Raw genomic sequence first — 13,602 nt, forward strand, 5'->3', positions numbered from 1 at the left:
CATGGAAACCCTTTCTTTTGAATTCCCTGCCGGGCAACCGCCGTCGGGCCGTGCACTGGTGGGCTGTGTCGGTTCGGGCGATCTGGAAGTGATGCTCGAACCCGGCGAACCGGGCAAGTTGTCGATTCAGGTGACGACGTCGGTCAATGGTGCTTCGTCGCGTTGGCAGCACCTGTTCGAGCGTATGTTCGATGGGCAAACGCCGCCGGCCATGAGCATCGATATTCATGACTTTGGCGCGACGCCCGGTGTGGTGCGCTTGCGTATGGAACAGGGTTTCGAGGAAATCGGCCATGACTGACAGCGCACGCTTGCTCAAGCAGCACAGCTTCGTCGAACTCAATGCTCGCCAGCGAGCCCGTGCCGTATTGGATGCCGGGAGTTTTCGTGAATTAATCGGCCCGTTCGACCGCATGATGTCGCCGTGGTTGGCCAAACAAGGCGTCGTGCCCCAAGCCGACGACGGGGTAGTGATTGCCAAAGGCACCATCGGTGGTTTGCCGGTGGTGGTCGCCGCGATTGAAGGTGCGTTTCAGGGCGGCAGCATGGGTGAAGTCGGCGGTGCGAAAATGGCCGGCGTCCTGGAACTGGCCGCTGAAGACAACCGCAACGGTATTCCTACCGCCGCTGTATTGCTGCTGGAAACCGGTGGCGTGCGTTTGCAGGAAGCCAATCTGGGTCTGGCGGCTATTGCGGACATTCACGCGGCGATTGTCGACCTTCGCCAATATCAACCGGTGATCGGCGTAGTGGCGGGCAGCGTTGGTTGCTTCGGCGGTATGTCCATCGCCGCAGGCTTGTGCAGCTATTTGTTGGTGACCCAAGAAGCTCGTTTGGGCTTGAACGGTCCGCAAGTTATCGAACAAGAAGCGGGCATTCAAGAATACGACTCGCGCAATCGGCCGTTCATCTGGAGCCTGACCGGTGGCGAGCAACGCTTTGCCAGCGGGTTGGTGGATGCGTTTGCCATCGACGACGTGGCGGCGATTCAACAGCAAGTGACGGCGTTGTTGAACAAGGGCTTGCCTGCGCAAAATCGCAGCAATCAGTACGAACACTATTTGCAGCGCCTTTGCGCGTTGGACACTACCTCGCAGATCGATCCGCAAACTGTGCGCACGCTTTATCGGGGAGAACAGTCATGAGTGATTTCTCAGTGCGGGGTTTGCACTGGTTTTTAGCCCTAAGCAATGGCGCCGCTGAAGTGCAGGGTTTGCCTGCGTCGCTGAAGGTTGCCGACGGCGAGTTAGGCCAACAGCCTGCGCGCTTTTTGGCCGTGGTGGCGGACCCTGAAAATCCCTTCCCTCGGGCGCGTAACGGTGAAGTCGGCTTGCTGGAAGGTTGGGGGTTGGCGAAAGCGGTGAATGAAACCATCGAGTTGGATAAGCGCAGCGAACACAAGCGCACCTTAATCGCCATTGTTGATGTGCCGAGTCAAGCGTACGGGCGCCGCGAAGAAGCATTGGGCATTCATCAAGCGCTGGCGGGCGCCGCAGACAGCTACGCCCGTGCGCGTTTGGCCGGCCATGCGGTTATTGCGCTGCTGGTGGGCAAGGCCATGTCCGGCGCGTTTCTGGCCCATGGTTATCAGGCCAATCGCCTGATAGCCCTGCGCGATCCCGGCGTCATGGTACATGCCATGGGCAAAGCGTCTGCGGCCCGAGTGACCCTGCGTACCGTCGAAGAATTGGAAAAACTCGCTGCTAGCGTGCCGCCAATGGCGTATGACATCGACAGCTACGCGACCCTCGGTTTGCTTTGGAAAACTCTCTCAGTCAGTCAGATCGAAGAGCCCACTGCGCAAGATATTGAGCAGGTTCAAGCCGGCCTGATCGCGGCGGTGAACGACGTTCGGGCAACGGGCACCGACTTGAGCAGTCGCCTTGGCGCAGAAAACCGCGCGGCATCTTCCAAAGTGCGTGAACTGCTGCGGGCGCAGTGGTAATGAGTCGCTTCGGTGCAGTGCAGGCCCATGATTTGCTCTGGGGTTTGCCCGCGCACATGCTGTCGGCCGATGCGCCACAGTGGGTTCATGACGCCATAAGCCTCGGTCAGCCGGTAGTGGTGCGTCGCGCGTTGGTTGCGGCGGATCAAGTCGCTGTGGGTGTACGCGGGCAACAGCGCCAACAACGCTACGCCACGCTGATGAACCGTGCTGACATTCAGCGTCAGGTTGCGCCGGAACAACTGATTGCTGCCAAATTTACCAACGGCGATCAGTGGCCTGCGATGAAAGGGTTAAAGCAGATCCAGCCAGTGATGGCCGACCTAGGAATGGTCTGGGGCGTCAGCGGCAGCGCTGGTTTTGAACTGGCTAGCGGTTTTACCGCGCTGCATGCTGATAGCGATCTGGATTTGATCGTGCGCACGCCCGAGCTGTTCAGTCGCGCTCATGCGGCGCAACTGCTCGCTCAACTGGAATACGCTGTTTGCCGGATTGATGTGCAACTGCAAACGCCCAACGGCGGCGTGGCGTTGCGCGAGTGGGCCGGAACTGCGCGCCAGGTGCTGCTGAAAACCGATCACGGCGCGTGCTTGATCGAGAATCCCTGGCTGTCGATCGAGCAAGTGGCATGAGCAGCTTTATGGTGTTTCCCGGCCAAGGTGCTCAATACCCACAAATGCTCCATCAATTGCCCAATGAAACACTCATTCGCGAGTGCTTACTCCAAGCGAGCGATGAGTTAGGCGAAGACGTAGTCGCCTTGGATTCTGCTGACGCATTGACCAGTACCCGATCCGTGCAGCTGTGTTTATTGATTGCGGGTGTGGCTTGTGCTCGGTTGCTGATCGAACGTAGCGAAGCGCCCACCTATGTGGCAGGGCTGTCCATTGGTGCGTACCCCGCAGCAGTGATTGCCGGGTCGCTGGGGTTTGGCGATGCCTTACGCTTGGTCGCCTTGCGCGGTGAGCTGATGCAAAACGCATACCCCAGCGGTTTTGGCATGACCGCAATCCTGGGCCTTGATCAAACCACGGTTGAGGCCCTGATCGCCGAAGTCCACAGCGCCGAAACACCGTTGTACTTGGCCAACATCAACGCTGAAACGCAACTGGTGGTGGCGGGGAGCGATGCGGCGATGGCCCTAATCGCCGATTTGGCAAAAGCCAAGGGCGCAGCCGCTGCAAAACGTTTGGCGGTCAGCGTGCCGTCCCACTGTGCGTTGCTCGATCAACCGGCGTTGGCCTTGGCAAGCGCGTTTGCCAAGGTCTCGATGCAAGCACCTGCCGTGCGCTACCTCAGTGGCAGCACCGCGCGACTGGTCGGGACGGCCGATAAATTACGCGATGACCTGACCTACAACATGTGCCGGGTGATCGACTGGCGCAGCACGGTACACACCGCCTATGAGCGTGGCGTGCGTCTGCAAATCGAATTGCCGCCCGGCACTGTGCTGACGGGGCTGGGCCGAAAAGTGTTTGAACCAGGAGCGGCGGTCGCCTTTCAAGGGGCCCGCATGGATACGTTAAGCGCGTTACTGCAAGAGGAGGGATGCCGTAACCCATAGATCGAACAGCTGCTGCGAAGGATAAAAACAACAACTTCAGCAACGCAATATGAGGATAAAAATAATGATTATTTACGGTGTGGCCTTGCTGGCCATCTGCACCCTGGCAGGGGTCATTCTCGGCGATATGCTGGGTGTGTTGCTGGGCGTCAAATCCAATGTCGGCGGTGTCGGCATCGCCATGATCCTGTTGATCTGCGCCCGGCTGTGGATGCAGAAACGCGGCGGCGGCGGCATGACCAAAGAATGCGAGATGGGCGTGGGTTTTTGGGGCGCCATGTACATCCCCGTCGTGGTCGCTATGGCCGCTCAACAAAACGTAGTCGCTGCCTTGCACGGCGGTCCGGTTGCCATTTTGGCCGCCGTCGCCTCGGTGCTGGTATGTGGTTGCGTCATTGCCTTCATCAGCCGAATCAACAAAGGCGAACCGCTGCCGGCTGAAGAACCGTTGGAAACCTTACCGGCTTCGCCTGTTGTAACCACCGCAGGGGGACGTTGATATGTGGCCACTACTGGAAAAAGACCTCGGGCACTACGGGCTGATTACGGCTTTTGCGTTTGTCGGCATCGTCATGTGGATGTCCGTCGTTATCTCGAAACGTCTGACGTTTGGCCGCATACATGGCTCGGCGATTGCGATTGTGATCGGGCTAATCCTGGCGTGGATCGGCGGGACCATGACCGGAGGCGAAAAAGGCTTGGCGGATATCAGCCTGTTTTCCGGCATTGGCTTGATGGGCGGCGCCATGTTGCGTGATTTCGCCATTGTTGCCACTGCGTTCGAAGTGCAAGCCAGCGAAGCGCGCAAAGCTGGAATGATCGGCGTCATCGCCCTGCTGCTCGGCACCACACTGCCCTTTATCGTCGGTGCGAGCATCGCCTGGATGTTCGGTTACCGTGATGCGATCAGCATGACCACCATCGGTGCGGGTGCTGTGACCTACATCGTCGGCCCCGTCACTGGCGCTGCCATCGGCGCAAGCTCCGCTGTAATGGCGTTGTCCATTGCCACCGGGTTGATCAAAGCAATTCTGGTGATGGTTGCGACCCCGATGGCGGCACGCTGGATGGGTCTCGACAACCCTCGCTCGGCGATGGTCTTCGGTGGCCTGGCCGGTACCGTCAGCGGCGTCACCGCCGGGCTCGCCGCCACCGACCGCCGTCTGGTGCCCTACGGCGCACTCACCGCGACCTTCCACACCGGCTTGGGCTGCCTGCTAGGGCCTTCGGTGTTGTACTTCATCGTGCGCGGGATTATGGGCTAAGCAAAAGGGCTTCTCGCGCCAACACGTTGGCTCCTACAGAGCCAATGTGTTGGCGAGGCGGTTTAAAGCTGCATCAACCCTGGGAATGCCGATTCGCATACATCCGGCACTCAGCCACCAAGGCCAATAAATTTGGGTCGCGCTCTTTGGCTTTCAGGAACACCACGCCAATGTGTTGTTGCATGCGATAGCGTTTCTGGAGCGGGATTAAGCGCACCCGATTTTCGTACACCGCCGCGACCCGTCCTGGCAGCAACGCATAGCCGACTCCGGAGCTGACCATGCTCAGCAAGGTGAATATGTCGTTGACCTGCATCGCTACTTTTGGCTCAAAGCCCGCTTGTTGAAACACCCGAACCCCGTCCTGGTGGGTGGCGAAGCCTTGGGTCAGGGTCAGGAAGGTGGCTTCGCGCAGGTCGCTAAGGTCGACTTCGCTTTGGTGCGAGAACGGTGAGTCTGCGGGAGCCGCGAGGAAGATGTCGTCGGAGAACAGCGGCAGTTGCTCGCAGTCCGGATCACTGACGCTTTCGTTGAGCGACACCAGAATCGCGTCCACTTCCATGTTTTTCAGCTTGTAGAACAGGTCGATGTTCGAGCCGAGAATCAAGTCGATGTTCAGCTCGCTACGGCGTATTTTCAAGCCCATGATCAGTTGCGGAACGGTTTTGACGGTGAGGGAATACAGTGCCCCAAGCTTAAAACGTGCTGCTGAAAATCCAGCAGCCTGACGCGTCACTTCAACGGTTTTGACCACGTCCTGGATCAACTTTTGCGCACGCTCTTCCAGCACGTACGCGCTTTCCAACGGCGTCAGGTTACGACCTTCGTGCTTGAACAGCGGGCAGCGCAAGGCGCTTTCCAGCGAATGAATGGCCCGGTGTACGCTGACGTTGCTGGTCTGCAACTCAACAGCCGCCCGCGCCAAGTTGCCGGTACGCATGAAGGCCAGGAAGATCTCCAGCTTCTTCAAGGTCAGTTCTTCGTCGATCAACATAACGGGCACTCTTATTCGAATGGCGCAATTGTGCCCGAGTCGTTGGCCGATGGCTGTAGGTCAAAAGCAGTCGGTGGACAACAAGCCACCGATCACACCCAGGCCAGTGCCGATTCAGATCAGCGACATCTCTGTGGGCGTGGAAAAACGGTGATAGCGGCACTCGGAGCAATAAGCTGGTGCTGGTCCCAGCCATTTCCAAACGGTTGACCATCACAAACTATTTCGCTGGGTGGCCAGGGATTGCACTTTCGGCGCTTAACCCTGAGCCTTGCGCGCTGGGTTGTCGGTTTTTGAGGTTCGAGTATGTATCACGGAGAACGTTTCAACGCCTGGACTCACCTGGTGGGTGCGGTCCTGGCTTTCGTTGGTGTGGTCTGGATGTTGGTGTTGGCCAGTATCGACGGCGATATCTGGAAGATTGTCAGTATGGCCATTTACGGCGTGACGTTGCTGCTGCTGTACAGCGTATCGACCGTGTATCACAGCGTCCGCGGCCGGGCGAAGGTGATCATGCAAAAGGTTGATCACCTGTCGATCTACTTGTTGATTGCGGGCAGTTACACGCCGTTTTGCCTCGTCACGCTACGCGGCCCGTGGGGCTGGACGTTGTTTGGAATCGTATGGGGCTTGGCGGTGATTGGCATGCTGCAGGAAATCAAACCCCGCTCCGAAGCGCGAGTTATGTCTATCGTGATTTACGCCGTGATGGGGTGGATTGTGTTGGTGGCGGTCAAACCGTTGATGGCGGCATTGGGAGCGACGGGATTCGCCTGGCTGGCGGCGGGGGGGATTTTGTACACCATCGGCATTATCTTTTTCACCTTCGACACGCGCTTTCGGCATTGGCACGGCATCTGGCACTTGTTCGTGATGGCCGGCAGTTTGTTGCATTTTGTGGCGATACTTTTTTACGTGCTGTGATCTGAAACCGGATTAGTTTCTTCGCAGGCAAGGCTGTTCCACAGTTGATCGCGTATACCGTGAAAGCAGGCTTGCCCGCGAAGGCGGTTTAGAAATCACCCCACAGCTGTTGCGCAACACTCAGCGCCACGACCGGTGCGGTTTCGGTTCTCAGCACGCGGGGGCCGAGGCGGGCGGCAAAGAAACCTGCTTCTTTCGCTTGGTCGACTTCAGCGTCGTTCAGACCGCCTTCGGGGCCGATCAAAAAGGCCAGGGTGAAGGGTTTGTCGTGGCGGGTCAGCGGCTCGGCGACGGGGTGCAGCACCAGTTTCAAGTCCGCATCGGTCTGCTTCAGCCAGTCAGCCAATGCCAGTGGCGGATGAATCACCGGTATCACGGACCGGCCGCATTGCTCGCAGGCACTGATCGCTATTTGTTTCCAATGCAGTTGACGCTTCTCGGCGCGCTCGTCCTTAAGGCGGACTTCACAGCGCTCGCTGATGATCGGCGTAATTTCGCGGACGCCCAGTTCGGTGGCTTTCTGAATCGCCCAGTCCATACGCTCGCCCCGAGACAAGCCTTGGCCGAGATGGATTTTCAGCGCCGACTCGGTTTGTCCGGCGAATTGCTCATCCAGTTTGACCCGTACGTGTTTTTTGCCAACTTCGAATAACGAGCCGCGAAATTCGCTGCCCGATCCGTCGAACAATTGCAGGGCGTCACCTTCGGTCATGCGCAACACGCGACCAATGTAATGCGCCTGGGCTTCGGGCAGCTCGTGTTCGCCGAGGCTCAGGGGCGTCTCGATAAAAAAGCGGGACAGTCTCATGGTGGGTCTCTGACATTCAGTAGAAGTGGCGGCGTTCGACGTAACGGGTATTTAGCCCGGATCACGAAAATTCGGGTGGAAATTTTCATGCACGGCGACGCTCACGCTCGTTCGGGTGGCGATGTCGATGCCTTCGGTGGCGACTTGGGCAAGGAAGTCGATCTCCTCAGGGGTAATCACGTAGGGCGGCAGAAAATACACCACACTGCCTAGCGGACGGAGCAGGGCGCCACGCTCCAGCGCATGCTGAAACACCTTCAGACCGCGCCTTTCTTGCCACGGGTACGCAGTTTTGGTGACTTTGTCCTGGACCATCTCGATGGCCAGGGCCATACCGGTCTGACGCACCTCCGACACATTCGGATGATCAACCAGATGCGCGGTCGCCGTCGCCATGCGTGTTGCCAACGCTTTGTTGTTTTCGATGACGTTGTCTTCTTCGAAAATATCCAGCGTCGCTAAAGCCGCTGCACACGCGAGGGGGTTGCCGGTATAGCTGTGGGAATGCAGGAAGGCGCGTAGGGATGAGTAGTCATCGTAGAACGCGTTGTAAACATCATCGGTGGTGATACACGCGGCCAGCGGCAAATAACCACCGGTCAACGCTTTGGACAAACACAGAAAGTCAGGGGTAATCCCGGCTTGTTCACAGGCGAACATGGTGCCGGTCCGGCCGAAACCCACTGCGATTTCATCGTGAATCAAATGCACACCGTAACGATCGCAGGCTTGGCGCAGCAGCTTAAGGTAAATCGGGTCATACATACGCATGCCGCCAGCGCCTTGAATCAGCGGCTCGACGATGACTGCCGCGACGGTGTCATGGTGCTCGGCCAGCGTCTGCTCCATGGCAACAAACATGTTGCGCGAGTGTTCTTCCCAGCTCATGCCCGCTGGCCGGTGGTAGCAATCCGGACTAGGTACTTTAATGGTGTCCAACAATAGCGCTTTGTAGGTTTCGGTAAATAACGGCACGTCGCCCACCGACATCGCGGCCATGGTTTCGCCGTGGTAGCTGTTGGTCAGGGTGACGAAGCGCTTTTTATTTGGCTGACCACGATTGAGCCAGTAGTGGAAACTCATTTTCAGCGCGACTTCAATGCACGACGAACCGTTATCGGCGTAGAAACAGCGGGTCAGGCCCTCGGGGGTCATCTTGATCAGGCGTTCCGACAGTTCGATCACCGGCTGATGACTGAAACCGGCAAGAATGACGTGCTCCAACTGATCAACTTGATCCTTGATCCGTTGGTTGATGCGCGGGTTGGAGTGGCCGAATACGTTGACCCACCAAGAGCTAACCGCATCGAGGTAACGTTTGCCTTCGAAATCTTCGAGCCATACGCCCTTGCCGCTTTTGATCGGGACCAAAGGCAGGCTTTCGTGGTCTTTCATTTGAGTGCATGGATGCCAGAGCACTGCGAGGTCGCGTTGCATCCATTGATTATTCAAGCCCATGGGTAATCTCCTGGTAACGGCTCGCTTGACGCGAGGGCAAAACAATCGCGCAAGCCTATGCAATGCATGGCTGCGTAACAACCTCTTGTCACGAACAATGATCGAGCGATGCCGTTCATCGGAGCGTAAAGTCCTACTGTCACAGCGCAGTCTTGTCGGTTGGGCATTATCGGGATGCTGGCGGTAAGCTTATGCGAGCATTGATGATCGTGTTTCTCGATATTTCACAGCTAAATTTTGCGCTTTCATTCGATAGATAAAAAGTTAGTCTTGAACCCATTCTTACAAGGTAATCGGCAATGCAGCTACGCAACTCCCGCTCTCGTTACGGTCTGGTCAGCATGCTGCTGCATTGGAGCGTTGCAACCGTCGTGTTTGGTATGTTCGCGCTCGGGATTTGGATGGTCGATCTCGATTACTACGACACTTGGCGTAAAGCTGCACCAGACCTGCATAGAAGCATCGGCTTGACGTTGTTCGCCGTGATGGTAATCCGCGTGATATGGCGCTGGATCAGCCCGCCGCCGTCGGCGCCTTCAACTCATGGCAAGTGGACTCGCCTAGGTGCCAAGTTCGGTCATTTGCTTTTGTATGTTGGTCTGTTTGCCACGATGTTCGCCGGTTACCTCATCTCCACCGCCGACGGTGTGGGGATTTCGGTCTTCGGTCTTTTCGAAGTGCCGTCGTTGATTGACAGCATTCCTGATCAAGCGGATACCGCTGGCACCGTTCACTTGTATTTGGCCTGGACTCTGGTGATTTTCGCAGTCCTTCACGGTCTTGCAGCGTTGAAGCACCACTTTATAGATCGCGATGCGACCCTGACGCGCATGTTGGGTCGCGACTAATGTTCAAACCAAAAGGGAATTACAGCATGTTCAAGAAGACTCTCGCCGCTCTGGCCCTCGGTACCGCTCTGTTGTCGGCCGGTCAGGCGATGGCCGCTGATTACAAAGTTGACAAGGAAGGCCAACACGCCTTCATTAACTTCAAGATCAGCCACCTGGGTTTCAGCTTTATCTACGGTACGTTCAAGGACTGGGACGGTACGTTCAGCTTTGATGCAACCAAGCCCGAAGAAAGCAAGATCAGCATCAGCCTGAAAACCGCCAGCGTTTTCACTAACCAGGCTGAACGTGACAAGCACATCAGCAGTGCCGATTTCCTGGATGTCGCTAAATACCCAGAAGCCAAGTTCGTATCGACCTCGGTCAAAACCACCGGTAAAGATGCGGATGGCAAGGTCACTGCTGACGTAACGGGCGACCTTACTCTGCACGGCGTTACCAAGCCTGTTGTAGTCAAGGCGACCTTCCTGGGTGAAGGCAAGGATCCATGGGGCGGCTACCGTGCTGGCTTCGCAGGCACCACTACGATCAACCGTTCTGATTTCGGTAAGATGATGAACTTGGGCCCAGCGTCCGATTCGATGGAGCTGATCATCTCGTTCGAAGGCATCCAAGCCAAATAAGGTTGGTGCTGAATTAAACTCAAACGCTGACCTTAGGGTCGGCGTTTTGGTTTAGGCCACGGTATTAGATGATCTTTAGGGGCCAGCTTGTTGGTGAGGCTATTGGCCGGTTTAACCCTCAAGGCCTATCACCAGTTAGTCAGAATGGTTCTCGCCGAGCAAAAAAAACGCCCCAACCGGGGCGTTTTTTTATTTAGCTAACTCAGCCTTCGCGATTACGCGTCAGCAGCGCTGGCTTCTCGCCGCGTGGGCGGGCTGGCAATTGGTCCAGTTGTTCGGCCGACGGGAAACGGTCGGTCTTGGACTCTTTATGCACGATAGTCGGCGCGGGCTGGCCGTCGCGAGGGCCACGAACTGCGGGTTCCTGGCGAGCAGCTGGTTGGTCATCGCGAGCTGGACGGCGATTGCGTGGCTGCTCTTCACGACGGGCCTGACCGTCACGGGGAGTGCCATTGCGGGGACCACCACCGGTGCGTTTGGCCGCAGGTGTACCGGTCGTTGTGCCAGCGCCGGTGCGTGGGCCAGTTGGACGAGCCTGACTTGGCGCACGAGCAGCGGGTGCTGCACCGCCCGCAGTGGCTGCCGGAGCAGGTGCGCCTGGACGACGGCCACGGCCTTGGCCTTTATTCGGGTACGGGCTGACGTAATCAGCGCGGTTACCGAAGTTATCCACTTCGTCATCCAGAAACTCGTCTGGAGCACGGTCGGAGCGTGGAGTCGCCGGACGCTGTTCGCGTGCCGGGGTGCCTTCGCGAGGCTTTTGTGCCGGGCGCTCAGGACGTGCTGCTGCAGCGGCCGGTTTTTCCTGACCCCGGTCTTTGCCTTTGTCCTTGCGTCCGCTGCCACCGCCGCCACCGGCAGGGCCGTCACCGCGTGGGCCGCGAGGCGCACGCGGGTTGGTGCGCACGTCTGGACGCTCGCGCACTTCTGGTTTCTCGGCTTCAACGGCCGTGATATCAAAGCCCATCAGATCGCCGTCGGCAATCTTCTGTTTGGTCATGCGCTCAATGCTTTTGAGCAGTTTTTCTTCGTCCGGGGCAACCAGTGAAATCGCTTCACCGCTGCGGCCTGCTCGGCCAGTGCGGCCAATACGGTGGACGTAATCTTCGTCGACGTTAGGCAATTCGAAGTTGACGACATGGGGCAACTGGTCGATATCCAGACCGCGAGCCGCGATGTCGGTGGCGACCATGATCCGCACTGCACCGGCTTTAAAGTCAGCCAAGGCTTTGGTGCGGGCGTTCTGGCTCTTGTTACCGTGGATGGCCACAGCCGAGAGGCCATGCTTGTCCAGGTATTCGGCCAAACGGTTGGCACCGTGCTTGGTCCGGGTGAACACCAGAACCTGTTCCCAGGCGCCAGCGGTAATCAAGTGCGACAACAGCGAACGCTTGTGGCTCGATGACAAACGGAAAACGCGCTGTTCGATACGCTCGACCGTGGTGTTCGGTGGCGTGACTTCGATGCGTTCCGGGTTGTGCAGCAGCTTACCGGCCAAGGCGGTGATGTCGTTGGAAAAAGTCGCCGAGAACAGCAGGTTCTGACGTTTGGACGGCAGACGGGCCAGAACCTTCTTCACGTCATGGACGAAGCCCATGTCGAGCATCCGGTCTGCTTCGTCGAGCACTAGAATTTCAACGTGGGACAGATCGACACTGCCTTGACCTGCTAGATCGAGCAGGCGGCCGGGGCAAGCCACCAACACGTCGACGCCGCGGGCCATGGCCTGGACCTGTGGATTGGTGCCCACGCCGCCGAAGATGACGGCACTGACAAATTTCAGATTCTTGGCATAGACCTTGAAGCTGTCATGCACCTGCGCCGCGAGTTCGCGGGTTGGGGTCAGGACCAACACGCGAGGTTGACGCGGGCCGTGACGCTGGGATTTGTCCGGATGACCGTTGGGGAACAGCCGTTCCAAGATCGGAAGAGCGAAACCGCCGGTTTTACCAGTACCTGTCTGGGCTGCAACCATAAGGTCGCGACCTTGCAACACGGCGGGAATTGCCCGCTGTTGCACTGGAGTAGGCTGGGTATAGCCAGCAGCCTCGATGGCGCTGACTAAAGCCTCGGAGAGACCGAGGGAAGCAAAGGACATGAGTAATCCTGTTTTAGTTAGGGCGGTGCCCATAAGAATGGTCTTGCCTGGCGCGATGGGCGTTTAGATGACGCAATCTCGTCCGGTCCTGCTGGGCCTTTCAGGCATTTCGGCACGTTATCGCGGAAAAGAAAGGCGCGACGCACGTGTCCGATAGGTCTATTGCAAGGCGAAGCGTCCGGGCGTAAGCCTGGCGGGAAGGCCCGAGTATAACAGAGCATTCACCGTGCGCCGCTTTCCTGCTGCTCAACGGTTTTATCAGGAGGTAGCGCAGAGGGCTTGGATAGTTCCGGCACTGGAGAAACGGCCGGTATGGCTTCGCCAGCGTAGCGCGAAGTCAGTGCGGCATAGGCGGGCTCGCGCTTGAAACGTTTGAGTTCGGCGCCGAACCGTTGCACCAGCAAGTCCATGCCTGCATTTTTTCGCAGGGCAAGGTACTGAGCCTCACGGCTGATGACGGTCGGGGACTGCGTGATTTGGTCGCGAGCCTTCATTTGATCAAGCACATGCTGACCGACGCGTCGGTCAGTGATCACCATGTCGACTCTACCTAACAGCAGCTTGCCAAAGTTGGCTTCATGGCTCGCGGCTGGCTCGCGGATGAACAGCGTCGAGGCATCGAATTCGTTGCTGTAAAGATACCCAGGCGATACCCCAATGGCCAAGCCCGTTAGATCATCAAGGGTCAGGAAAAGGTGAGGGTGGGCGTTGGCGTAAAACAACACCCACTCGACGTAAGACAGCGGTTCGCTGGGATATAGCAGCAAATCGTCGCGCTCAACCCGCTGAAAAATATCCAGCGCGCCATCGGCCTGACCTTGTTTGAGCATCGACAGGCAGCGCTTCCAGGGCAAAAACTCCCATTTCACATCGATGCCCAGCCGCTCAAAAACGATCATGGTGGTGTCGTAATCCAAGCCCCGTGGCTCACCGTCTTCGACGTAGACATACGGCGCCCAGGGTTCGGTGACGATATGCAGGGTTTCGCCCAATGCATTGAAGCTTAGGCAGATAAGAAAAAGGGCGGCAAATAAGCGGGCGTTAGCAAGCATGAGCGCAGATTACGACGCGCGCT

15 protein-coding genes are annotated in these 13,602 nt (G+C 57.7%); 10 read left to right on the plus strand and 5 right to left on the minus strand.

Translation table 11 applies throughout. From position 1 onward, the window contains the following. The first annotated feature begins 1 nt into the window (after position 1). From RGW60_RS20215 to madM, 7 genes are all read left to right on the plus strand, one after another. Positions 2-301, plus strand: a complete 300-nt coding sequence (locus RGW60_RS20215; protein WP_322206255.1) for a malonate decarboxylase subunit delta — start codon at positions 2-4, stop codon at positions 299-301. Continuing rightward, a complete protein-coding gene (locus tag RGW60_RS20220; RefSeq protein WP_322206256.1) occupies positions 294-1,145 on the plus strand; it encodes a biotin-independent malonate decarboxylase subunit beta in 852 nt (283 codons plus the stop codon). The genes RGW60_RS20215 and RGW60_RS20220 overlap by 8 nt, the downstream gene beginning before the upstream one ends. Beyond that, positions 1,142-1,945 (plus strand): biotin-independent malonate decarboxylase subunit gamma, encoded by an 804-nt coding sequence (gene mdcE, locus RGW60_RS20225; protein WP_322206257.1) that lies wholly within the window; start codon positions 1,142-1,144, stop codon positions 1,943-1,945. Before RGW60_RS20220 ends, mdcE begins: the two co-directional genes overlap by 4 nt. Next, entirely contained in the window at positions 1,945-2,577 is a 633-nt protein-coding gene (locus tag RGW60_RS20230) for a malonate decarboxylase holo-ACP synthase (protein ID WP_322206258.1), read from the plus strand. Before mdcE ends, RGW60_RS20230 begins: the two co-directional genes overlap by 1 nt. After that, the gene (gene mdcH, locus RGW60_RS20235) at positions 2,574-3,509 is read left to right on the plus strand and encodes a malonate decarboxylase subunit epsilon (protein WP_322206259.1); all 936 of its coding nucleotides are present in this window, start codon (positions 2,574-2,576) and stop codon (positions 3,507-3,509) included. Before RGW60_RS20230 ends, mdcH begins: the two co-directional genes overlap by 4 nt. A 64-nt stretch (positions 3,510-3,573) precedes the next feature. Continuing rightward, positions 3,574-4,008 (plus strand): malonate transporter subunit MadL, encoded by a 435-nt coding sequence (madL, locus tag RGW60_RS20240; protein ID WP_322206260.1) that lies wholly within the window; start codon positions 3,574-3,576, stop codon positions 4,006-4,008. Position 4,009: 1 nt separating this feature from the next. Beyond that, positions 4,010-4,774, plus strand: coding sequence for a malonate transporter subunit MadM (madM, locus tag RGW60_RS20245; RefSeq protein WP_322206261.1), 765 nt, complete (start codon positions 4,010-4,012; stop codon positions 4,772-4,774). 73 nt (positions 4,775-4,847) lie between these two features. On the opposite strand, the gene RGW60_RS20250 is transcribed toward madM, so the two are convergent. Further along, the gene (locus RGW60_RS20250) at positions 4,848-5,768 is read right to left on the minus strand and encodes a LysR substrate-binding domain-containing protein (protein ID WP_322167082.1); all 921 of its coding nucleotides are present in this window, start codon (positions 5,766-5,768) and stop codon (positions 4,848-4,850) included. Positions 5,769-6,074: 306 nt separating this feature from the next. On the opposite strand from RGW60_RS20250, the gene trhA reads away from it, so the two are divergent. Further along, positions 6,075-6,692, plus strand: coding sequence for a PAQR family membrane homeostasis protein TrhA (gene trhA, locus RGW60_RS20255; protein ID WP_322206262.1), 618 nt, complete (start codon positions 6,075-6,077; stop codon positions 6,690-6,692). Between the two features lie 88 nt (positions 6,693-6,780). On the opposite strand, the gene RGW60_RS20260 is transcribed toward trhA, so the two are convergent. Together RGW60_RS20260 and RGW60_RS20265 are read right to left on the minus strand one after the other, a co-directional pair. Further along, positions 6,781-7,500 (minus strand): 16S rRNA (uracil(1498)-N(3))-methyltransferase, encoded by a 720-nt coding sequence (locus tag RGW60_RS20260; protein ID WP_322206263.1) that lies wholly within the window; start codon positions 7,498-7,500, stop codon positions 6,781-6,783. Positions 7,501-7,551: 51 nt separating this feature from the next. Beyond that, the gene (locus RGW60_RS20265; protein WP_322206264.1) at positions 7,552-8,958 is read right to left on the minus strand and encodes an adenosylmethionine--8-amino-7-oxononanoate transaminase; all 1,407 of its coding nucleotides are present in this window, start codon (positions 8,956-8,958) and stop codon (positions 7,552-7,554) included. A 299-nt stretch (positions 8,959-9,257) separates the two neighbouring features. On the opposite strand from RGW60_RS20265, the gene RGW60_RS20270 reads away from it, so the two are divergent. Both RGW60_RS20270 and RGW60_RS20275 read left to right on the plus strand, forming a co-directional pair. Then, on the plus strand, positions 9,258-9,806 hold the full coding sequence (locus tag RGW60_RS20270) for a cytochrome b (protein WP_322206265.1): 549 nt from the start codon (positions 9,258-9,260) through the stop codon (positions 9,804-9,806). Positions 9,807-9,832: 26 nt separating this feature from the next. Continuing rightward, entirely contained in the window at positions 9,833-10,429 is a 597-nt protein-coding gene (locus RGW60_RS20275; protein WP_322206266.1) for a YceI family protein, read from the plus strand. 202 nt (positions 10,430-10,631) lie between these two features. Here the strand turns inward: RGW60_RS20275 and RGW60_RS20280 are convergent, their stop codons facing one another. Together RGW60_RS20280 and RGW60_RS20285 are read right to left on the minus strand one after the other, a co-directional pair. Further along, positions 10,632-12,527: a DEAD/DEAH box helicase gene (locus RGW60_RS20280; protein WP_322206267.1), complete on the minus strand. Its 1,896-nt coding sequence runs from the start codon at positions 12,525-12,527 to the stop codon at positions 10,632-10,634. 221 nt (positions 12,528-12,748) lie between these two features. Further along, the gene (locus RGW60_RS20285; protein ID WP_322206268.1) at positions 12,749-13,579 is read right to left on the minus strand and encodes a substrate-binding periplasmic protein; all 831 of its coding nucleotides are present in this window, start codon (positions 13,577-13,579) and stop codon (positions 12,749-12,751) included. Positions 13,580-13,602: the final 23 nt, after the last annotated feature.

This window comes from Pseudomonas sp. AB6 (genome assembly GCF_034314105.1).
In the GTDB taxonomy this organism is placed as follows: Bacteria; Pseudomonadota; Gammaproteobacteria; order Pseudomonadales; family Pseudomonadaceae; genus Aquipseudomonas.